This window comes from Virgibacillus kekensis, from assembly GCF_042654125.1.
Lineage (GTDB): Bacteria > Bacillota > Bacilli > Bacillales > Amphibacillaceae > Lentibacillus > Lentibacillus kekensis.
Map to the genome: position 1 here is coordinate 457,734 of NZ_JBHSFU010000003.1, position 22,471 is coordinate 480,204.

The following is a 22,471-nucleotide window of genomic DNA, read 5'->3' on the forward strand; positions in this document are numbered from 1 at the left end:
TAGCACATAGAAAGATAGGTGAAAAGATTTGGAATCAAATCATAAAAGTATTGACACTGAAAATCCGATGAAGAACTGTTAAGGTATTGAGTAGTGTCATAACTTAGTATTATAAAATTAGTAGAAGAGGATTACATAATGAAATATTTATATGCTGGTTGCAGATTACTCTATCTCCTATAAGGAGTTCACTGTCACAAAATTATATAGGCAAATATTTACGGTATAACTTACCACAATTCTAGAAGGTGATGCGCTTATAGGTTACTAAGATAGATCGTTTGGCGCAATTGACAACAATGCAATATAAAAGAGAGGGTTATATAATTTATTAGTGTACCGATGATAACTTTTATCTTTTCATTGATGTTCATGAAAGGTTTTAATATAAAATGTTGAGTTAAACAACCCTGTAATTACTGTATAATATTAAAGTAATTATATTTATTTCCAAATAATGGAATGACTTACTATGATTTCCTACCATTTATAACCATAAATGATAGGGTTGTAATCCAATTAATAAGATAATTATTATGCTTTTAAATAGTTGAAGCTTATAGTTTAGAAGGAGGATTGAGATGGACAAGCCAATGATGCAAACCTATTTTAATATTTGTGACAGTATTAGAGATAAAATACAAAAAATAAAAGAAATAGATTATGAGACATCTTTTGAAGATACTATAAAAAAAGAAATTTAAAAAAAGTGCTTCAAAAATTAGAGAATAAGATTATGGGTTTTAATGAAAGTAGAACTGCAGAAAAGCAAGACAATTCTTCACAATACAGAGAAGCATTAAACAAATTATTAATTCAAATAGATAATTTCTTATCAACTAATATGTCGGGTAATATCAACCATGTTTATAAGAATATTAAACTACTATTCAGAATTGAGTAAAATGGATGTATTGGAAAAAATATCAGAGACTAAAAATAATTTAGTAATTATAGGTGCTAAGTAAGCATCAAATACTTCACACGTATCCAACACAGTCTCCAGATGAGATAGTCTTCATAGATTAATTCTTGAAGGAGGCTTTTCATGTCAGATAAACAGTTAGAATGGGAGACAAGAATGAATCAATGGTGCAAAAGCGGCCTTAGTATGGCTGCTTGGTGTCGTAAAGAAAATATTAATATTCATCAAATGTATTACTGGAAACGTAAGTTTGATCAACAGACAGATAATACTTCTTCTACCGATTGGTTAGAAATTAGCCATTCGGCTAACAACGATGAGCATTCATCCATCATTATTAAGATAGATAAGCTATCAGTGGAAGTAAAACCACAGGTTGATCGTCAACTTTTATCTGATGTATTACATTTATTGAAGTATGCATGATTCACCCATACTATGAAAGGGGCTATTTAGCTTGTGGCCCTACGGACCTTAGAAAGTCAATTGATGGCCTAGCAATTATAGTAAAAGAAACATTTGAACTTGATCCATTCTCACCTGTACTCTTTGTGTTCTGTAATCGAAATAGAGATAAAATGAAAATTCTATAGTGGAATAATAACGGCTTTTGGCTTTATTATAAACGACTAGAGACCGGTAAATTTTCTTGGCCAGACGAATCATCTAAGCAAACAAAAGATATCTCCTCGCGTCAACTCCGTTGGTTATTGGATGGATTGACGATTCAACAATCCGCGCACCGTGAAGTTAAAGCACGAACAATTTTATAAAAATGAGAATTCGCTCAGTTCAAGGCGGATTCTTTTTCGTATAATAAATTTTATGGAAAAGATAACGAACGCAAAAGATGCCCAATTTTATAAAGACCGCGCTGAGAAACTTGAACTTGAAAAAGAAGAACTTGAAGCAAAGCTAAAATGGTATGAGGAACAATTTAGACTGAGTCAAAAAAGACAATTTGGTGCTTCAAGTGAACAAAACACGGATCAACTTTCTCTATTTAATGAAGCTGAAGATACATCAAATAAAGATGTAGAAGAGCCTACGATTGAAACGATTACTTACATCCGTAAGAAGAAAGGACAGCGTGACCAGAAGCTCGAAGACCTTCCGACTGAAACGATTGAGTATCGTTTATCGGAAGAGGAACAGGTCTGTTCTTGTTGTGATGGAGAATTGCATGAAATGAGCACGGAAGTGCGCAGAGAAATCGAGATTATCCCTGCACAGGCCAAAGTGAAAAAGCATGTGCGTTATATTTACGGGTGCCGTCATTGTGAGCGTCATGAGATTAAAACACCTATTCAAATCGCCAAGTCACCATCTCCTGTGTATCCAGGCAGTTTAGCAGTTACACACCTTCGGCAATGGCGTATTTAATGTCGAATAAGTACGTGGACAGCATGCCACTTTATCGTCAAGAAAAAGCGTTGGAACGCCTTGGATTATCTTTATCGAGACAGACCATGGCAAACTGGATCATTTACGGTGCAGAGAAGTGGTTATCTATAATTTTTGATCAGATGTATCAATATATGATCAACCAAGAGGTCCTGCATGCGGATGAAACTACCCTTCAAGTGTTATCTGAACCTGGACGAAATAGTCAATCCACTTCATACATGTGGATGTTTCGAACAGGTACCGCACATGAGCCTGTTGTGTTATATGATTACCAATAAACATGCGCAAGTAAACATCCGAAACAGTTCTTAGGAGCATTCAGTGGCTATCTACATGTGGATGGTTATGCCGGTTACCACACGATTCCGAATGTGACGCCGGTTGGATGTTGGGCACATGCACGTCGGAATTTTAAAGATGCGTTAACCGCACCTCCAGAGACAGCAAACGCCTCACGGCTTACTGCGCAAGAAGGTTTGGATTTTTGTGATCAGCTCTATAAAGTTGAACGTCAACTTAAGGACTTAGATGCCGTTGAGCGTTATCACGAGAGGAAAAAATTAAGCCTTCCCATCTTAGATGAATTTTCTAAATGGTTAAAAGTACAAGCACCGAAGGTGTTACCAAAAAGTGCATTGGGTAAGGCTATTAAATACTGCAAGTCTCAGTGGCATAAACTTGAAGTCTTTCTTTTGGATGGACGATTAGAATTGGATAATAATCGTGCGGAGAGAGCAATTTAGCCCTTTGTTTTGGGAAGAAAAAATTGGCTTTTCACAACACGGCGAAGGGTGCAAAAAGTAGCGCTCTTATTTATAGTGTCGTTGAAACATCTAAGGCGAATAATCTTAACCCCTATGCATACTTAAAATTTTTATTTGAAGAACTTCCGAATGTAGATCTGACAGATTCTAATGAAATCCAAAAGTATCTACCTTGGTCAGACTATATACCAGAAAGTTGTCGCATACCAAGTAAGAAGTAATCCAATCATAGCATGAGCCCAGACCTGAATAATAGGTGTGGGCTATTTGACGCTTACGAATCAAAAATGTTATAAAAATTTGGTTGATTTTCAATGAGATCAGTCTTCTCAAAGGGGCCATATTAACTTTTGTATTGCATAGTAGACTAAATACTACGCAACATAGAACATTATCGGAGGTTAGTGATCTTGTTATTTTTTATAATCTTCATAAGGTACACCATCTTCATCATAATCATCCCAATCACTTCTAGAACTTATTTCTTCTTTACTATTCTCCTCATCTTTTAAATCATTTGTATCATCGTCTAAGAAATCATCATTAAAAGGCTCGTCTCTTTCATAATCCTCATAAGGCACACCATCTTCATCATAATCATCCCAAACACTGCGGGAATCTAAATAATCATCTTTATCATAAACATGGGTACTTTTGGGAGTAGATCTAAAAATTGCAGCTTCTTTTTCTCGTTCAATTCTCTGTTTTTCTAAGTATTGAAGTCGTTCTTTTACTTTTTTATTTAGCTTCTCTAAGTCTGTATTGATATGTAATTCAACTACATATCTACTTTCTGGGTAATGAAAATTTTGCTTTGGTCTAAGAGGTTTTATAGGATTATCATTTCTTTCCACTCTTACCAGTTTAGAATATACCTTTATGTTTTTTTTCAGTAAATCATGTACAGCATGTTTGTACGAACCTTCTCTAGCAAGGTCTGTTTCAATATTTTTTAATAATGGTAAATAACCAAGTTTCTGATTTGTTTTATCAGTATATATTGCAATTCCAAACTCTTGACTGAAATACTCTCTTAGTCTTTCGATCTCTGCTGGATATGTATCATATTTGGAACTATCGAATGGAGGCATATTATAATCGCAAACTAATTTAATCGGTTCTTCAATAGTGAGTGTTTCAAATATACATTCAGTTCCTGGAGTAACTTCTTCTGAAAAAATATGATCAGCTTTAAACCATGAATCTAATATTCTTTGAGTATATCTTTGATTAGCTTCTTTTTGTTTGTCTTGAATAAAGCTAAAAATGGATTTTAACATTATTTGATGATTCTCCTTTCTATATAGGTTATGCAGTTACTAGAATGACTCTAGATACTTATTTGCATTTACTTGCTTTGGGATCCTCAAGCAGGAAGGTTATTATGGGGAAGAATTAAAACCTTATGAAAAGCTAAAAAGTATTATTGAGGAGTACATGCATTACTACAATAATAAACGTATAAAAGTAAAAATTGCTGGTTTAAGTCCAATACATTATCGAACTCAAACCAGCCAATCAGCTGCATAATAAACTCTAACTTTTGGGGGTAACCACCGTTTTCTCCATTAAGATGTACTCTTTTATATATCGGATAAAGTTGTACATTTCTTTAATCTTCTTCCAATTTTATACTTTAATTAACTTAAACAATAATATACAACCATTTTCTTAGAAATTAGTTTATGGTTACGCATGGGTAGATTGTGACCAATCCATGACTAATATAATATTTATGAAAGGGAATAGGTGATAATCTATTAGCCCAAGGGTATGCGAACAGTATGTGTGGTAATAGATGGATGATAATTAATTTATCTTGAAAGGATATGAATTGATAAAGACAAGTAAAGAAAATTGCCCACACAGTAATGCAGATTTAAAAATTAATGGGGAATAATTAATGGTTTGGTTTTGGTTAATACAGATTAGTACTTGGAAAGAAGAAAATAACTTAGTCCGAATAGTGATTGTGGAAAAAAAAGAAAACAATCGCAATTCGTGGTAGGATACGAGTGACTCATAAATAAGGCTCACCACAGTGGTTAGCTCCGTTCCAGTATCTCCTATAAGGCTAATACTGATTTTAATTTAAGTTGACCAATTGAATAAAACTTCTCTAAGTGATAAAATATAGTTAACTTTAATGAAACGGAGGTGGGGTAAGATGTTGAATCAAGCTGTTTTAGTGCGCGGATTTTGGGTTGAATTCCTTTATTTATACCGTGCAAAATTTGCTGCTGTAGTTGTTAACGGGATACGTGTGTCCTTTTTTTAGCAATTCAATAGCAAACTAAAACAGTGAAAAACATCTCTTAACCCACATGGTAGAAGGACGGTTAAAGGAGAGCATTTTCATGCTCTCCTTTTTTAAATGGAATAGAACGCGGATCGATTGACTTTGGCGTTCTATTAAAGCTTAGCCATGGGAAGATATGTCTTCTCATGGCTTTTTTAGTATCTTTTAAAGGAGGAATAAAAGTGATTATATGTAGCGTTAATAAAATTGCTAAGATGTATGGAGGAAACTCTATTTTTGAAGATATATCCTTTGAAATAAAAGAAAAAGAACGGGTTGGTCTAGTTGGTCGAAATGGTAGCGGAAAAACGACCTTAATTCGTTTGCTAGCTGGTGAGGAGACACCAGATGCAGGACAAATACATTGGAAAAAAGGGGCTGCCATTGGTTATCTTACACAAATCCCAGATCACAATAATTCCACAACTACAAAGGATGTATTAAGATCAGCCTTCTCCCCTTTACTTCAAATGGAAGAAAAGATGAAAAAGCTAGAGGCTGAAATGGGGATGGAGACGAACACAAATAAACTTCAAAATCTCATCGGTGAATACGGGAATTTACAAGACCAGTATGCGAATAATGGTGGTTATGAAATAGAATCTAATATTGAAAAAATAGTTCACGGTTTAAATATTCAGCTCTTAATTGATCAGCCATTCTCACGATTAAGTGGAGGAGAAAAGACAAAGGTTGGGCTAGGTCTGATGCTATTAAAACAACCAGACCTGTTATTATTGGATGAACCAACGAACCATTTAGATTTAATGGCAGTTGAATGGCTTGGGAACTTTTTAAGAGAATATAGTGGGACAGTCCTTGTTATTTCACATGATCGTTATTTTCTTGATGAAGTAGTCAACAAGGTGATTGATTTGGAAGACGGAGAAGTAACTACTTACCATACCAATTTTACAGGGTTTGTAAAAGAAAAAGAAGAAAAGCTTCTAAGGGAATTTCAAGCCTATGAGGAACAGCAAAAGAAAATAAAAAAGATGAAGGAAGCGATTAAGCGGTTAAGAGATTGGGCAAACAGAGCTAACCCACCAAATGCTGATCTTCATAGACGAGCAAGGAACATGGAAAGAGCGTTAGAGAGAATGGAAAAGTTAAATCGGCCGATTTTAAATCGGAAGAAAATGAACCTAGAGATGGAGACTTCGGATCGAAGTGGAAATGATGTTATTATGCTTAAAGATGTCTCGAAATGTTTCGACGACAAGTTGTTATTCGAAAGTGTAAATATGCATATTACTTACCAAAATCGAGCTGCCATAATAGGAGAAAACGGAACAGGAAAATCAACATTACTTAAATTAATTCTCCAACAACTTTATCCAGACAAAGGGGAGGTACGGATAGGCAGCAATGTTAAAATAGGATACCTATCTCAAAGTATTTTCTCTTCTATTGAAGACGAAACAGTTATAGAGACGTTTAGAGATGTAGTGAAAGTAACAGAAGGAGAAGCAAGACGTATTTTAGCGAGATTTATGTTTTACGGGTACACGGTTTTCCAGAAAGTTTCTCAGCTTAGCGGGGGGGAAAGGATGCGTTTAAGGTTAGCCCAATTGATGTACCAAGACATTAATTTGTTAATTTTAGATGAACCAACGAATCATTTAGATATTGAATCAAGAGAAGTGTTGGAAGAAGCCCTCGAGGATTTTAAAGGTAGTTTATTAACTGTATCCCATGACCGGTATTTTCTTAACAAGTTATTTGGTAAGATTTATTGGATAGAAGCAGGGAAGATCCATTGCTTTGAGGGTAACTATACCTGGGCCAAGGAAAAAATGACTAAACTAAGAGAAGACGCAGTACAGTTAAGAATGGAGAAAAAGAAAGAAATTTCCTCACAACAAAAGGAGCCGATAAAGAATAAGCGTACGGATAATGAAAACATGGAAAAGGATTTAGTCACATTGGAGGAAAGAATTACAGAGTTAGACAAAAAGTTATTGGAAGTTGAAGACTTGGAGTTACTACAACAGTTATATAAGAAAAAAGAAGACTTAGAGCAAGAATGGGAAGAGCTTTGTGATTAGCTAGAAAATTAAAAGGAAAGTAGGTTGATATAATATGAAAAATGAATCCATTAATCAAATGTGGGAGCACTACCAAAAAATAAATCCAAATGCTCCAAAAGCTTATGTTGCATGGGCATTTGGCGATTCAAAAGAAATGGCTGACGAACTTGCAAAATTAATGTTAGAAGGAACGAAAACAGCGACAGCATCAAATTATAAGTTATATGAATTGGAAAAAGAGGAATTGCCATATGTTGGTCTTGTTAATATTACTCTTGATGGGGAGGGGATTGCAGTTGCAGTAGCAGAGACTACCTCAGTGGAAATCGTTTCTTTCGATGAAGTTACAGCAGAACACGCATATTTGGAGGGTGAAGGTGACCGCACATTGATGTATTGGCGTGAAGTTCACGAAGATTTTTTTAAAAAAGAATTTGAAGGGATTAATCAAGAGTTCCATAATAAAATACCAGTTGTATGTGAACGATTTAAGATAATATATAAGAAATAAATTATATTGTCATTTTTCAACAATAACAGCCAATAGCAGAAAAAGACTATTCAAAAAAGCGGGCGTTGTTTTTTGAATAAAACATAGATTTTTAAATGACTTTATTGCAATATTTTTAAGTATAATGAAGTAATCTACATCATAAGTTAAACAACTTTTATTTTAACTCCGTCCTCATATTAGGACGGGGTTATACGTGTTTTGGTATTAATATTAAATAACTTTATTGTCACTAAACATAAGCAACAAAGAGACATTGTGAAGAAGGACATCACTTATAACCGGATCATTTGCTGCGTCTTACAACGATACTGTTAATAGATTTACGATCAAGAGACGATTGCTTTAGGTGAGCTGTTGTAAGGGTAGTTCCTACTGTTGTTGAAGTAACTGGCAGTATAGTTGAATATGATTTAAACGTAAATATTAGTGGTAGAGTAGTTATATTGAAAATGCTTTTTCCCCCAATTACAACAAAGTAAGGAAAAAGCCACCTGTTAAAGGTGGCTTTACTAGAAAACAATTATTATATGATACTTTGACTATTTCCTTGATTCAATGCAAATGAATTAGATTCTTTGTATAATAATATGGACTTAAGAAATTACTATGATTACTTATTTTACGATGATCCACTCCTATGTACTTTTAATCATAATAATAAAGTCTACAAGGTTTATACAGATGACCTTTTAAGTAAATTAAATTCAAGTGATAGAGAAGTAAGAAGAAAAACATATGTTAACATGTTGAAAAAATTTTCTTCTGTAAAAACACATGCTGCATTTACTATAAATTTGGACTATCAATTGAAAAATAAAATAGCGCATACTAATGGGTTCGAAAATCATTTTGAGATGTTATTACAAAAATCTATTTTTAATATTGATACAGATACTTTTAGTGACGAGTCAGAAAGTATAAAAGAATTATTTAAAAGAACCATTGATATAAGAAGAAAGCTATTAGGTTATGAATATATTTCTTATTATGATATATATTATTTAGGAGATACCAAAAGTAATATTTCATATGAAGATGCAAAGATCATATTGAAAAATGCTTTTTCTATTTATGGAGAGGAGTATTTAAAAATATTAAATCAAATATTTGATGACAATTGGATTCACTATGAAAATTCTAGAAATAAAAGATTAGGTGCTAGGTCATTCTCTTCCTACAATAGCCATCCGTATATACTAATGAACTGGGAAAATGATTTAGAAAGTCTGTTTGCGCTTGCTCATGAAATTGGAGGAGCAGTAGCACAATATTTATCACAACAGAGCAAATCTATACTTTACTCGGAAACATCTGAATTAAAAACTGAATTCACATCATTTCTAAATGAAATCACATTAATGCAACACTTGTCCTCTAATAATTATGTATTTATAGAAAAGGATGAATTAAATTTCAAGTTATTAGAAATCTTGAAAGATGATTATCTTGTTCCTTTTGAATACTTAACTATATTAAATACTTTATCGTCAAATGCAAATGATTATGTATTAGATGAGTATAATATTAGTCGTTTATATAATGATGTAATTACATCTTATAGAAGTTTCGAAAATTTTCATGATTTAGAAATTAATAAATACAACTGGATTAAAGGGCATGAGGGTTTATTAGTGGAATATAACCTTCACTATATAGAAGCATTTATACTTGCTTCGAGCTACTCGTTTAAAAATTTTGATAAAGTATTGAGTTTGCTTAAATGTGGGGAAACTATAAGTGATTTAGAATTTTTCAAAAATATATTTGATGATGAATTACAATTTCATAAGCTTAATACAAAGACTTTGGAGAAAATTGATAATTCACTTAATAATTTAGTAAAGGTGATTAAGTAATGTCAAGCTTTAACTTAATGGATACAACTTTAAAAATTAGACTAATATCTAACTTTTTTCAGCAACTTATTACTACAGCATTCATACCATTTATAGCGTTATACTTAAATGATATGATGGGAACTAAATTTACAGGAATCTTTCTGGTTACTTTGGTTTTAATCAATATGCCTATGGGGATTCTTGGAGGTTATATTATTGATGTTTTTTCTAGAAAAAAAACTGTAATTATTTATCAAATCATAATGACTACCTCTCTATTTTTTATGGGATTATCCCTAACAAGTCAATTTGAAAATATATTTATTTTTTGTTTGAGTTATATAATATTTAGTATTATATGGGGATTGCAATTTCCTGCGATGGAAGCTATTATAATGGATGCTATAACACCAGAAGTAGAAAACTTTGTTTTTAAATTTGATTATTGGCTTGAAAACACTGCTATAGCATTAGGGATGCTTTTAGGGGGAGTTTTCTACTATACAAACAAGTCTGCTTTAATATTTTTGTCGTCACTAATCTTTTTCTTCGTTTTATTGTCTCTTTGGAAATGGTTGCCGAATTCAATTATTGTTAATAAAACAAATAAAGAAATTTATAACTTTTCCAGTATTATTAAAAGTTACAAACAAGTCTTTAAAGATAAACGTTATGCGCTACTAATAGTTGCTTTTAGTTTACTAGTGACTGCTGAGCTTTCTACTTCATCGTATGTTGCGCTGAGATTGCAAGAAGAGTTTAACTCTGTAAGTTTTATGAACTTTACTATTGATGGAGTTAGAATGTTTTCTCTAGTAATGATTACTAATACAGTCATTGTTGTTTCTATGTCATTTCTTATATTAAAAGTCTCTTCAATGTTTAGTAATAAGGCTATTTTAATAATTGGACTATCTCTTTATCTCATTGGTTATACAAATATCACGCATTTAAATTCTTTTTATTTATTAATTTTAGCTATGGCTATAGCTGCGATAGGAGAAATTATCTATTCTCCTATCGTTCAAGAACAAAAATATAAACTTATTCCCCCTGACAAAAGAGGGTCATATTCAGCTATTGGAAATTTAGGTTTCAATTTGTCAGAGCTACTAGCACGGTTGGGAATTATTCTCGGTACCTTCCTATCTGTTTTTGGTATGACAGTATATATGCTCTTGATTCTGCTTATGGGTTCTATAGGTTTATATTTAGCAATTCACTTCAAAAGAACGATTTAAATATTTTTAATTCTATTTAAAAAAAAGTGAAATTTTGCTAATGGCTTTCTTGTATAATCTTTAGGATGAGTTTTACTTTAGATTCGGTGTTTATGCAAACTAAAAATGTAGGTTATGGCAGTTAATTTATGCCGGACCTGCGGGGCCGGCATAAATTTTTTGAGGCAAGACAGCCTCAAAAAAGAAAAGCAAGAGTCATGGATCCAGTGAAGCCTATTTTAGATAAATGGATCAAGGAGGATCTGAAAAAAAAGAAAAAGAAGAATTATCGTGCGGCTAAGAAAATGCATGTGCAGTTAGTAAAGTTTCATAGTTTCGAAGGTTCCGATCGATCAGTCTGGGACTTTGTTTCTTAAGCGTCAAATACCACGTATCCAACACAGTCTCCAGATGAGATAATCTTCATAGATTAATTCTTGAAGGAGGCTTTTCATGTCAGATAAACATTTAGAATGGGAGACAAGAATGGATCAATGGTGCGAAAGCGGCCTTAGTATGGCTGCTTGGTGTCGTAAAGAAAATATTAATATTCATCAAATGTATTACTGGAAACGTAAGTTTGATCAACAGACAGATAATACTTCTTCTACCGATTGGTGTAAATCAGCACATTATTTCGGCACCCTTTTTTCAAATTACTTCCAGAGGGATTCTGAAATAATGTGCTAATTCTTTTACGTTATTCCGGAGTATGCAAAACTTTGTTCAAAATAATCCAGTCCTTAAAATCAAAAGAAAGATGATGTCTTAAATGAAATGGTTTTTCCGAGTAATTGGGAAGATGTTAAAAGTATATGAAAAGGCGGTATATCCGCCTTTTAATTTTCTTCTCTTGCTATCTTTGTTGCTTTTGCTAGGGAAAATGTATATTCTAACCCATTTTGTTTTTGTACTCTCGATGTAAATTCAACGATATCACCAAATGAGAACTTAGGTACTTTACCACTTTCAAAAAAATTTTTGTATATCATTATTAACTTGTATGTTAAGAATACTCATTTGCTTTTCGCTTAAAAACCAAAAGCAGGTGATTATATGTATGAGATTGCAGCGTTAGATCTAGGGACACCCATCAACCATGCTTAGGCTGTCATCACTGATGAAGCATAAGCATGTTACTGGGGGATAAGAATATAGCCAGAATGCTAGAATGCTATACTGCGCATAATTAATATGAGGATACCCTTGTGTCAGTATATGTTTTCTTTGAAAGGTCGTTTGAAAAAGCAGCTAAAAAAGTTAGAAACACAAGCAAATGGATACTCCAATTGTTATAATCAATTGAAAGAAATCTAAAAAAAAAGAAATCAAATAGGTTTCCTATATATAGCCTGCCAGCGTAATTTTTTTTGAGTACCTTTTTGAATACCCCTTGAATACCCTTTACGAAAAATCCGTTAAAATTCCATGAAATACAAACAGGGGAAAACGTTGATTTAAAGCGGTTTATGAACTTCCATATAATATGGAAGAAACTCGACTATGAAAGAACGTAAAAAATACGGTCTCAAAGACGCTCGTCGTGCACCACAGTTCTCAAAACGTTAATACTGTTTATATATCAACGTTTACAACCTCTTTCTGAAAGAATCGGGAAGGGGTTTTAATGCCGAAAATGGAACTGAATACCCTTTACTTAAAATCCAATATAATCATGTATCAATTTTGTGGTTTTCTCTTTTACTGCCTCTGAGACACGCGTGTAGACGTCCATAGTCGTTTGATTTCTTTATATGCCCTAATTGCACTTGCACGGCTTTTATCGCGGCTCCTGCCTCGAATAAAAGGGAAGCGTGAGTATGTCTGAATCCATGTACTGTAATTTTTGGAAGTTCAAGATGGTTTTTAAAGAACTTCGTCAATGTATCGTTAGTTGATGCTAGGCGAGGAAATTCCATTTTTTCCTCATATTTATCAAAACGAGTGGATACTGGAAAATGCTGCTTTGTATAGCTCAAACCTAATCTTTTATAATCTTTTCTTTGAAGGGCCCGCCAATCCTCTAGAATTGATAGAGTGATCTTATCTATATCAATTACGCGCCTAGAATTAGCTCTCTTCGGTTTCTGCAAAACTTGTTTCCCGTCATAAGTGGATAATGTTTTTCTATTCAGCAAATCCTTGTAGATAATCATATCCATAGTGGAGAAAATGGTGTAAATTTTTCTGAATTTACACTAATCATTGTTAGAATAAGCATCCTTCAAAACATGAAGGGCGCACTTATACATCATTATGTGGTGTCGTGCTCAAAATATTTTTCCCTTGTATCTTTTCATTGCAAGGAGCGATTACACGTCATGGGTGGCGACAATGCTCACGCATTGCCTTTAAAATTCGCTCTGCTCATGTGTTTATGTGTTGTCCTAAAAGGAAATGGCTAGGAGAACAAATGAAAATAGACTGGGCAGAAAAACAACGTACCTTCCAAATAATTTAATAGGAGAAGTGATTCTTATTTATACTTTTGTTTCTGCATTGCCATGCGTGTTTAAGAAAGGTTCTAATTTTAAAAGAATGTTGTCCTAGTTTATCATTCACAGTATTAAGTGAATTCATTAAAAGGGTAGGTGAAAATCTTATAATTTATGCTAATATTGATATAAAATTCAATAAAGGATGGAGAAAATCATTGATTAAAGTCAAAATGTATCCAGCGAAGAATGGAGATTGTTTTTTAATCTCCATAGGGAAAGAAAATAAAAGGCATATCCTTATAGATTCTGGATATGTAGAGACCTATGAAAAATTCCTAAAAAGAGATTTAATTGAAATAAATGCAGTTGGTGAAAAAATTAACTTAATGATTATCTCACATATTGATGAAGATCACATATTAGGAGCCCTTAATTTCATTGAAGAAAATAATAAAAAAAATATTATACAAATTGAGGAAGTTTGGTTTAATAGTTATCGACATTTAGAGGTTGATAGGCAAGCTGGTAAATTATCCGAGCAAGAGAAGAATTTACTTAAAAGTGAAATATCTCTTGGGAAATCTTTTGTAAAAAGGATTACTGAAAAGGGGGTTGAACATACTGATATTAGTGCAAGACAGGGATCAACATTGGGTGCGCTATTAATGCAGGGTAACTATAAGTGGAATTATAGTTTTAAGGGATTAGCCATATCTTCTAACAATAAGTTACAAATTGAACTAAATGATATTTCCATAAATGTTATTTCCCCTAACGATACCAAGTTAGAAAGGTTAAAAAATAAGTGGTTAAAAGAACTTAAAAAAAAGAAATGGAATTTTAAAATCAGTAAGGATAAATTGTTCGATGATGCATACGAATTTATGTTGCTTATGGATCAAGAGTCAACTGTTGAGCATTCTGAAATATCAAAGGGTACTGAAAATGATGCTATTTCAATTGTGGAAGCAGCAACTAAAGAAGATGAAACATTAGATTGCTCTGTTACAAATGGTTCCTCTATTGCTGTAATGATAGAGTATGATAAGAAAAGATTGCTGTTCTTAGCAGATGCACATCCAGATATTATCTATGAAAGTTTAATGGGTATGGAGATATCAAACTTTGATTTGGTGAAATTACCACACCATGGAAGTAAGAAAAATATGACTTTGAAATTGGCAAAACTGTTGAAATCGGAAATCTATTTAGTCTCTACAAATGGGGATAAGCATTTGCATCCGGATTTAGAGGCGATTGCAAAAATAATATATTCTCATTCAAAAGTTCCTAAAAAATTTTATTTTAATTATGAAACGTTGACATCCAAACAGCTGAATGAGACAAGCCTTCGAAATCAATATAATTACGGTCAAATTATAGGTTCAGGTGAAAGGGCTATAGAAATAGAGTTATAGGAGGAGAAAAATGGATTTTTCATATAGATTATCGATTCCAAAGATTAAATGTGGAGAAAGCATTTCTAGTGGTTTTCTGGTTAGGAAAAACATAGTTATTACTGCATTGCACTCGATCAATCCCTATCTTGCTAATGAAGAAGCCGAAGTGAAAGTTATATTTATTAATGAGAAAGGTCAGGAAAGAAAAGTAATAGCTGAGCCATTGTTGCCAGAAGATGGCAAATGGAAAGACTATCAAATAATAGCCTTAAAACTAGAAGAGGAAATTTCTGATATAAACATTTTAGAATGTATGGATTATAAGTTTAACTACACGACAGATTGCTATACATATGGTTACCCTGCAGTTCGAGAGTTAAACGGTACGTTGATTGATTTGGAAATAATAGGTGAACTTAAAAAAACTGTAGGATCTTCCTACGATAAAAATTTGGACGTAAAAGTTAAATCTGATTCCATAAAAGATTATAGCGGTTGTTCAGGTGGTCCACTATTATTTAATAATCGTGTTATTGGAGTAATGCTGAATCAAAGTAGCGAAAGTGGCGAGGCCAGTAGGTTAAGTGCGGTGAGCTTGTATCTTTACAATGAGTATTTTAAGTGGTTAGATCTTCCTCTTATAGGAAAGGATTATGATCTTGACTATGAAGGTTATTTAAAATCTAAAAAGAAATATTTACAAAAGCAATTAGATAACCCTTTAAGTAGAGGCATTAAAAAGATAGATGTAAATCCACTTGGCTTTGCTATAAAGATAAAACGTAAGGAAAAACCGAATGATTTATATGATTTCTCTTGGTTGTTAGAAACCGATGATTCAACTTTAATTCTATCTAAACCCGGTGGAGGAAAAACATACCTATTGAGAATGCTTATGTTAGAGATATTAGAAAATCCCATTTTCTCCCGTGACAAAATTCCAGTGCTACTTAGAGCAAAGGATTGGCATAGAGACTATAAAAGCATTGTAGATGGAATAAAATCAGAATTAATCTACGATTTGCCTAAACTTACTGATGAAAAAATTGTCGAAGCTTTAAAAGAAGGTAAGTTTATTTTATTAATAGACGGTTTTGACGAAATAAGAAGCAATAAAGATCTTTTTATTAAGGAAATAGAAAGGCTTGAGTTATTTGAGAATTTAAAAGTAATCATGACTTGTCGCCAGCAGAACTACCATAGTGAATTTCATAATTTATTGAATGAATATATATTGCAACCTTTGACAGATGAGCAAATAAGAGAATATGTAGCGACAGCATATGAAGAGGATATTTCCTATCCATTTGTTCACTCATTAAAGAAAAGTTTAAAGGATTTAATAGAGAGCCCTTTATTTTTATATATGACTGTTGAAATTATGAAAAGTACAACGAAGAGAGAAATTCCAAAAAATAAATCAGAACTTTACGATATTTTTATTGAATATATGATGCAACACCGGCTTAACAAAGTAGAAGAAATGAGATATGAATTAGAACTAAAATTGGAAATACTTTCGGATTATGCTTATAGTAACTTTAGTGACCCAGAAAACAATAATAAATTCAGCGAGGTTGCAAGTAAATATATTGATCGCCTTAGTGTCACCTCTTTGAAAAGAGAATTGTTACAAACTGGTGTTGTAATTGAAGAAAGAAATAGGCTAGAATTTTCCCATCCATCTTTAGAAGAATACTTTACTGCGTTAAGGATTTCCAAAATGGATGAGCAAGATATAATTACTTATATTTTTGAAAATCATGCAGATGAAATCTACACAGAAGTATTTAAGTTTATTTCGGGTCTACTAAGGAATGCAAAACAGCAAAACATTTTATTAGATAGGTTAGAAAAAATTAATATTTATTTATACAGACAATGCCTAGAATCAAGGTTTAATTTTACTAATAAAATAGAAAAAGGTTGGTCAAGACAGTATTTAATAGATTATTTAAAGCAAATAAGAAAAAGTTATTTAGTAATCATCAATTCATATTTTAAAGAGATTAAATCAGAATTTTATCCTTGGTGTAAAAACAGGAAAAGTATAATATTAGATGAAAATATCATTATAGAAGGTGGATTGGATGTTAATTCTTCATCCTTAATGGTGGAAGTAAATTTTGGAGAAAAGCAGGAATATGTAAAAGTAATAGAAAATTCCTCGGCTCCTGTTATGACAACTATGGGTAAAGATGGCAAAGAAATACTTATTCCTATTAAAACGTTAAATGCAGGTAATCATTGGTACTTTGATTTGAAGAGCACACATTTAGGATTGGATTCAGCCAGAGAAGTAGCTATGTATATAATAAAAGATCAATTAAAAAAATTGGTGGAAAAACAAATGCTTTTTGAGTATGAACCTCCCGAAAGCATTGTTCCTTGTATAGAATATGTGCTAAGTAGATTGCCTAGAGAATATTTCTATGTGGAGCAAAATGGTCAAAGAAAAACTGTTAGTTTATATGAACATCCTGCAGATACCATAATAAAAGTACTGGGGTTTGGTGATAACATATTCAAGTATATTCAATCTAGAAGGACGTATGGGGACTTAAATCAGGATTATGTAGCCTTCATTATTTATAAGTTCTTTGATTTCGCAAGAAAAGGAGTTGAATTTAAAGACTATTTATTGCCCAAAGAAGATTTAAAACCTGATTTAAATGGAAGAAATAGTTATTGGATTTGGGAAGTTTGGAGCGATGAACGAGTCGAAGAACGATTAAGTGTATTTTTTGATTTTTATCAAAAGTCATATAGAAAATTGGTAGAAAACTGCTTTCCGTTATTGAGTGGGTATATGCCACTATATTCAATGGGACCAGTTAGATATCAAATTGGTTTAGAAAGAGACGAAAAAGGAGACGGGGGTATCAGTTATAGATGGGTTCCTGTTAAATCTATGGAAGACGCGTGGCCAAATGTTGAAAGTAGAAAAGAAGAATCATTTGTGGAAATATACGAAAGGAAAAACACTGAATTAAATAGAGCATTACTCAATTTAAGTCGGAGACCATTAGGTGGATACACTCAATCTTCAGCTGTGTTAACCACATACATTAATGATGATAGAGAAGTGAGAAACAAAGTATATAAAAGAATACTAGATGATTTGAAATTTGTTCTTGGAAAGATAAAATAAAATTACTCTAGTGATTAGAATCTATAGTGTCATGTTTTATTATTTCAGTTATATAAAATCCAGAGCAAAAAAATAGTTTACAGAATTTCGTAGAGGAAAATTATTAACGAGATATATGAAATTAATTAACACTAAATATTGACCGTGATAAGTTCAATCGGTAAATTAAGATCTTTAAACGTATAGCCCGCCAGCGTTTTAATTTTGAATACCCTTTGAATATCCTTTAGTGATATTAGATGATAATTCATGAAACCAAAATTTGCCAAAATCATTGGTGTTTAAGGTTTCTTATATAATTTGACCTGCTATGAAAGAGCAGAAATAAAAGAACGTATATAGTGTGTTAGGTGAAACTGCAGCAAACCGATGAAGGCGGTGCAGAAGTTTATTCAATTGCTACTCTTTGACGAAGCCCATAATATGATTAAACAAAGCCAGTATTTATTCGTATATTCGGTTATTATTGTATAAATGTGTGAACAAAAATAGACAAAGTTTTAAGGTAGTCACATAAAGAAAAGGATAAAGATAATTGTTCATGTTTTGTTCATGTTTATGTTTAATATTGGTCTTTTTCATGCTTAGTGAAAACAAAAGATCATTGATTTAATAGGGTTTTCAGAGGTTGTTTGTTCATATTTACATGGTTAATATATGGGCGGCATGATGTAACTAGTAAATCAATTTCAAAATATTTACAGGTGTAATCAGCAGAGAGAGACTTGAGTGGCCCAGCAATTCCTGTCACGTACGAAGATCCACTTTTTCATGCTGCTGTAGCAAAATTGTCGCGAACGTATGGCGCAAATGATGCAGCGAAAACCGTTTGGAAGGGAGTCCGGCTTTTTCGAGCAGTTCCTTAAACAGATTATGCACAGAACGGACGTTCATTGGCACATTCAGCCTGCTGTAAAATACCGGCTCCGTCTCGTGCTTCTCCGCTTTCGTCAATGTATCGCGGCATGCTTCCAAGGCAGGAAGTGCAATCGGATGAAGGGGAGGAGCCGCTCTTTTTTGCCTTTTCCGTAAATTAGGAGCGTTTTCTCGTTCAAATCAAGTTGCGCCCAGGTCAGCGCCACAATTTCCGAGCGCCGCATGCCGGATGTGGCCAGCAGTTTGAACAACGCTTCATTGCGGAGTGCGTATGGATGCCGGTCGTTTTCCAGGTAACGGAGAAGCTGCCACGCAAAAACTGCTGAATGACTTGAGACAGGATATCCGGCGTTGAACCGAGCGCGTTTCATGTTGTGATTCAGCACCTGATCCTGGATAAAACAGCGGATGGTGGATGACGTAATATCAGCCAATTCACATGAGCGGACATATTTTTTCAAAAATGCCTCAAAACAAGCTAGGTCAAAAGCGTAAGCCTGAACGGTATGGGATGAACAATTTTTTTCGACTTCAACATAGACCAAATATTCATCCATGGCATGGTGCAATTTCATCGTAACAACCTCCAAAAATGTGATTATGAGGCTGGAACTAATATTACGGGCGGGAACGAAGCATTATCAGAACCGAACGTTACCGGACGAGGAAGCAAGTTCCTAATAATAGATATTATAGGAATAAGGCACCTAGAGTTATTGGTACATTTGAATTTTTCCTAGTTTACATAATATGTATTATAGGAAGTTATATAAAACCATAAAATTTTATATCTCATATCAAAGTATACTTTTGATATTGAGATATTTGATAAAAATTTATACTTGTTGTTTTACTTATAATTTATCCGGGCTATTGTCTTTATCTCAAACCCGGACTGTTGAGTTTTCTGTTGGCCATTACGTAAACTTTTCCTTTATTGGAGTTAACAAAAGCAGCCAATTAAGGCTGCTTTTGTTAAATTATAAATCCACTTTATCCAAACTTCTTTTTGCTGGGCCTTCGACAATTTCTCCGGTATAGGAAAATCTTGACCCATGACATGGGCAATCCCATGTCCGGTCACCTGAATTCCAATTGACTTCACATCCCATATGTGTGCATGTCGTATCCAATGCGTGCAATTTACCATCTTTATCTTTATATACACCTGTTCGTTTACCTTTAACACGCGTAATCGTTGCATGGTCAGGTTCCAGATCATTAACATTGTGATTGGTGTATTCCAGTTTTCCTTTAACCATATGTTTTGCCACATCTGCATTTATACTAGCAAATTCTCGAATTGACGGATCCGCTTGGAATCGTGAAGGCGTATATAAATCCAGATATGGATTATCCTGTTCCAGAATGTGGTCACTGATAATTCGGGCGGCCAACGTTGAAGTAGTCATGCCCCATTTATGGTATCCAGTTGCCACATAAACGTCCCGTTGATCGTTAGTGGCTGGTCCGATATACGGCACTTTATCCAATGTAGTAAGATCCTGAGCAGACCACCTGAACAAATAGTCAGTTATCCCAAATTGTTTTTCAGCATACTCTTGAAGAGCTTCGTAATGCTCAATCGTAGGTTTTCCCTGCCCAGTTTTATGATTTTCCCCACCAATCAGCCATAACTCTTCCCCATCCATTTTTGCTGAACGTATCGACCTTGTTGGTGATTCCGCATTAATATACATACCGTCCGGAAACTTTTCCGGTGCTTTGACTGCAATGATATAAGATCTTTCTGGATACATTCTTGCAGGATAAAAACCTTCGAAATCGTGAAACGGAAAATGCGTTGCCTGGATTACTTTATTGCAGGATATGCGATGTCCTTCACGAGTTAATATTGCCGGCTCTTTATTATGCTCAATATCTGTTGCCGTAGTATTTTCATATACTTCCAACCCGTTTTTTAAGGCTTCTTCCAAAAGTACTTTAAGGTATTTCAACGGGTGAAACTGGGCCTGATCTTTCATTACCAACGCTCGTTTCATTGGTATGTTGAGGGGCATCGAATCAGTTAACTCCCCAGGGATTCCCAGTTTATCGTACGCCTTTTTCTCCGTCTCAAGCTGCGGAATATATTTAACGTTATTTGTGTAGATATACGCATCCTGTTTTTCAAAATCACATTTAATATCCAGATCGTCTATTAGCTGTTCAATAAACTGTATAGCTTCCTGATTGGATTGAAAATATAATGCTGCTTTTTTTTCCCCGAAATGCTCAATCAGTTCATTATATATCACACCGTGCTGTGCAGTTATTTTGGCGGTCGTATGGCCAGTAACGCCATTTGAAAGTTCTCCTGCATCAATTAATGTAACCTTCTTTCCGCTTTTTGCAAGTAAATATGCTGCTGTAATTCCTGTGATGCCGCCCCCGACAATAGCAATATCAGTTTTTATGGACTTCTCTAGTTTTGGAAAGTTTTCAAAGGAAACAGAGTCCCTCCAATAGGATTCGGGGAACTGAGGTGTACTATAATCCTGAACCATTTGTATCATCCCTTCTATTCAACCATTATTTTCTTATTTTTCACTGTCAGTTATTTTTTATACAGATAGGTATAAAAAAGGACTGAAATATTGGAATTTCAGTCCTTTTTACTTTTTATAGCTATTTGGCTACTGTGGCTTTTTCTGATACTGAGCCCGAGACCGGTATTGTTGCGGGGCCCGTGCTGGATAATAGACAAGTACCGAATAAAAATGTACCAGTCTTGTAAACGGTATGGAGGCAAATAAACCAAAAGCCGCTATTGTATGCAATTTAAACACAAATGGAATGTTGACCATCAGGTGATATTGCGGATTTAACGTAAACAGACTTCTAAACCAAGGTCCGATTCCTCAGATTCTGCATGCCTTAGTGTTCGAGTTTCCCATTGCTCTATAATCACATAGGCAAGTTCTTCTGCTTTATCAGACTGATCATCCCTGACAAGCTTGTCGAGCAGATTGGTAAGTTCCACCGCTTCATTTAAGGCGGCCTCATGGATTGCAGCATGGCTGTCGACATGTTTCAATGCGGGACCGGACATAGAATTACCTCTTTCATGGCAATTTGTGTTATTAATAAGTTTGGTATGAATAGAAAACCTTTCCATTAATCAAATTAAGCATATCATGCTTCATTTTTAGGAACAAATGATTACTGCGAATGTTGAAACTTATGTGATAATAATCACATAAAAAGGGTCCTATGGTTGTCGATTAATGGAATAAGCCTTTTACATGATTTTTTATTACTGTTTGAAGAAGGACTGGAAAGGCTATATATTTATAGAAGAATAGAGAGGTGGTTAAGATGCAGGCACATATGACTATCCATGGACGCGTTCAAGGTGTCGGATTTCGCAAGAGCGCTAAAAACCATGCACAGAAACAAAACCTTACAGGGTGGGTACAAAATAAACAAGATGGAACTGTCGAGTTGAAAGTAGAAGGGGCAAAAGATAGCATAAATTCTTACATCAGCATGTTGAAGGATGGTTTTAATCCATATATCAAGGTGGAAAAAGTAGAAATGAACCAATCGGGAAATGAAGAAGGTTTTGACGATTTTACTATAAAAAGATAACCGCTATCTGTTTCGATA

The 22,471-nt window shown here is 33.8% G+C and carries 19 protein-coding genes and 3 pseudogenes; 15 read left to right on the forward strand and 7 right to left on the reverse strand.

All coding sequences use genetic code 11. The features are described from left to right. The first annotated feature begins 581 nt into the window (after window positions 1-581). From ACFO3D_RS03650 to tnpC, 4 genes and pseudogenes are all read left to right on the forward strand, one after another. A complete protein-coding gene (locus tag ACFO3D_RS03650) occupies window positions 582-704 on the forward strand; it encodes a hypothetical protein (RefSeq protein ID WP_390293249.1) in 123 nt (40 codons plus the stop codon). Window positions 705-1,048: 344 nt separating this feature from the next. Beyond that, window positions 1,049-1,351 carry an IS66 family insertion sequence element accessory protein TnpA gene (tnpA, locus tag ACFO3D_RS03655; protein ID WP_390293250.1) on the forward strand — a complete coding sequence of 101 codons (303 nt, stop codon included), beginning with the start codon at window positions 1,049-1,051 and terminating at the stop codon, window positions 1,349-1,351. After that, window positions 1,348-1,698 (forward strand): annotated as a pseudogene (gene tnpB, locus ACFO3D_RS03660) (IS66 family insertion sequence element accessory protein TnpB). The gene tnpA (ACFO3D_RS03655) and the pseudogene tnpB overlap by 4 nt, the downstream one beginning before the upstream one ends. A 52-nt stretch (window positions 1,699-1,750) precedes the next feature. Beyond that, window positions 1,751-3,317: pseudogene (tnpC, locus tag ACFO3D_RS03665) on the forward strand (IS66 family transposase). A 192-nt stretch (window positions 3,318-3,509) separates the two neighbouring features. Here the strand turns inward: tnpC and ACFO3D_RS03670 are convergent. Continuing rightward, on the reverse strand, window positions 3,510-4,376 hold the full coding sequence (locus ACFO3D_RS03670) for a hypothetical protein (protein ID WP_390293251.1): 867 nt from the start codon (window positions 4,374-4,376) through the stop codon (window positions 3,510-3,512). Window positions 4,377-4,458: 82 nt separating this feature from the next. On the opposite strand from ACFO3D_RS03670, the gene ACFO3D_RS03675 reads away from it, so the two are divergent. From ACFO3D_RS03675 to rpsI, 8 genes and pseudogenes are all read left to right on the forward strand, one after another. Next, entirely contained in the window at window positions 4,459-4,626 is a 168-nt protein-coding gene (locus tag ACFO3D_RS03675; RefSeq protein WP_390293411.1) for an IS3 family transposase, read from the forward strand. A gap of 637 nt (window positions 4,627-5,263) precedes the next feature. Next, window positions 5,264-5,374: an RAxF-45 family protein gene (locus ACFO3D_RS03680; RefSeq protein ID WP_390293253.1), complete on the forward strand. Its 111-nt coding sequence runs from the start codon at window positions 5,264-5,266 to the stop codon at window positions 5,372-5,374. A 203-nt stretch (window positions 5,375-5,577) separates the two neighbouring features. After that, window positions 5,578-7,443: a ribosomal protection-like ABC-F family protein gene (gene abc-f / locus ACFO3D_RS03685; protein ID WP_390293412.1), complete on the forward strand. Its 1,866-nt coding sequence runs from the start codon at window positions 5,578-5,580 to the stop codon at window positions 7,441-7,443. A gap of 34 nt (window positions 7,444-7,477) precedes the next feature. Continuing rightward, on the forward strand, window positions 7,478-7,936 hold the full coding sequence (locus ACFO3D_RS03690; RefSeq protein WP_390293254.1) for an ASCH domain-containing protein: 459 nt from the start codon (window positions 7,478-7,480) through the stop codon (window positions 7,934-7,936). Window positions 7,937-8,514: 578 nt separating this feature from the next. Beyond that, window positions 8,515-9,795: a gluzincin family metallopeptidase gene (locus ACFO3D_RS03695; protein WP_390293255.1), complete on the forward strand. Its 1,281-nt coding sequence runs from the start codon at window positions 8,515-8,517 to the stop codon at window positions 9,793-9,795. Further along, window positions 9,795-11,018, forward strand: a complete 1,224-nt coding sequence (locus ACFO3D_RS03700) for an MFS transporter (protein WP_390293256.1) — start codon at window positions 9,795-9,797, stop codon at window positions 11,016-11,018. Before ACFO3D_RS03695 ends, ACFO3D_RS03700 begins: the two co-directional genes overlap by 1 nt. Window positions 11,019-11,450: 432 nt before the next feature. Further along, complete coding sequence (tnpA, locus tag ACFO3D_RS03710; protein WP_390293257.1) at window positions 11,451-11,687, forward strand: IS66 family insertion sequence element accessory protein TnpA; 237 nt, start codon at window positions 11,451-11,453, stop codon at window positions 11,685-11,687. Between the two features lie 801 nt (window positions 11,688-12,488). Further along, a pseudogene (gene rpsI / locus ACFO3D_RS03715) lies at window positions 12,489-12,566 on the forward strand (30S ribosomal protein S9); the annotation flags it as partial. 104 nt (window positions 12,567-12,670) lie between these two features. Here the strand turns inward: rpsI and ACFO3D_RS03720 are convergent. After that, window positions 12,671-13,159, reverse strand: a complete 489-nt coding sequence (locus tag ACFO3D_RS03720; protein ID WP_390293258.1) for a tyrosine-type recombinase/integrase — start codon at window positions 13,157-13,159, stop codon at window positions 12,671-12,673. Between the two features lie 491 nt (window positions 13,160-13,650). Between ACFO3D_RS03720 and ACFO3D_RS03725 the strand changes: the two genes are divergently transcribed. Further along, on the forward strand, window positions 13,651-14,853 hold the full coding sequence (locus tag ACFO3D_RS03725) for an MBL fold metallo-hydrolase (protein WP_390293259.1): 1,203 nt from the start codon (window positions 13,651-13,653) through the stop codon (window positions 14,851-14,853). A 10-nt stretch (window positions 14,854-14,863) separates the two neighbouring features. Continuing rightward, on the forward strand, window positions 14,864-17,986 hold the full coding sequence (locus ACFO3D_RS03730; RefSeq protein WP_390293260.1) for an NACHT domain-containing protein: 3,123 nt from the start codon (window positions 14,864-14,866) through the stop codon (window positions 17,984-17,986). Between the two features lie 747 nt (window positions 17,987-18,733). Here the strand turns inward: ACFO3D_RS03730 and ACFO3D_RS03735 are convergent. The 5 genes from ACFO3D_RS03735 to ACFO3D_RS03755 all read right to left on the reverse strand — a co-directional run bounded on the left by ACFO3D_RS03735 (window position 18,734) and on the right by ACFO3D_RS03755 (window position 21,914). After that, window positions 18,734-18,940, reverse strand: coding sequence for a tyrosine-type recombinase/integrase (locus tag ACFO3D_RS03735; RefSeq protein ID WP_390293261.1), 207 nt, complete (start codon window positions 18,938-18,940; stop codon window positions 18,734-18,736). Beyond that, window positions 18,937-19,437 carry a tyrosine-type recombinase/integrase gene (locus ACFO3D_RS03740; protein WP_390293262.1) on the reverse strand — a complete coding sequence of 167 codons (501 nt, stop codon included), beginning with the start codon at window positions 19,435-19,437 and terminating at the stop codon, window positions 18,937-18,939. The genes ACFO3D_RS03735 and ACFO3D_RS03740 overlap by 4 nt, the downstream gene beginning before the upstream one ends. Window positions 19,438-19,842: 405 nt before the next feature. Beyond that, entirely contained in the window at window positions 19,843-21,369 is a 1,527-nt protein-coding gene (locus ACFO3D_RS03745; protein ID WP_390293263.1) for an FAD-dependent oxidoreductase, read from the reverse strand. 129 nt (window positions 21,370-21,498) lie between these two features. Beyond that, window positions 21,499-21,669: a respiratory nitrate reductase subunit gamma gene (locus ACFO3D_RS03750; protein WP_390293264.1), complete on the reverse strand. Its 171-nt coding sequence runs from the start codon at window positions 21,667-21,669 to the stop codon at window positions 21,499-21,501. 17 nt (window positions 21,670-21,686) lie between these two features. Beyond that, window positions 21,687-21,914, reverse strand: coding sequence for a hypothetical protein (locus ACFO3D_RS03755; protein ID WP_390293265.1), 228 nt, complete (start codon window positions 21,912-21,914; stop codon window positions 21,687-21,689). Window positions 21,915-22,180: 266 nt separating this feature from the next. Between ACFO3D_RS03755 and ACFO3D_RS03760 the strand changes: the two genes are divergently transcribed. Then, entirely contained in the window at window positions 22,181-22,453 is a 273-nt protein-coding gene (locus ACFO3D_RS03760) for an acylphosphatase (protein WP_390293266.1), read from the forward strand. Window positions 22,454-22,471 lie beyond the last annotated feature (18 nt).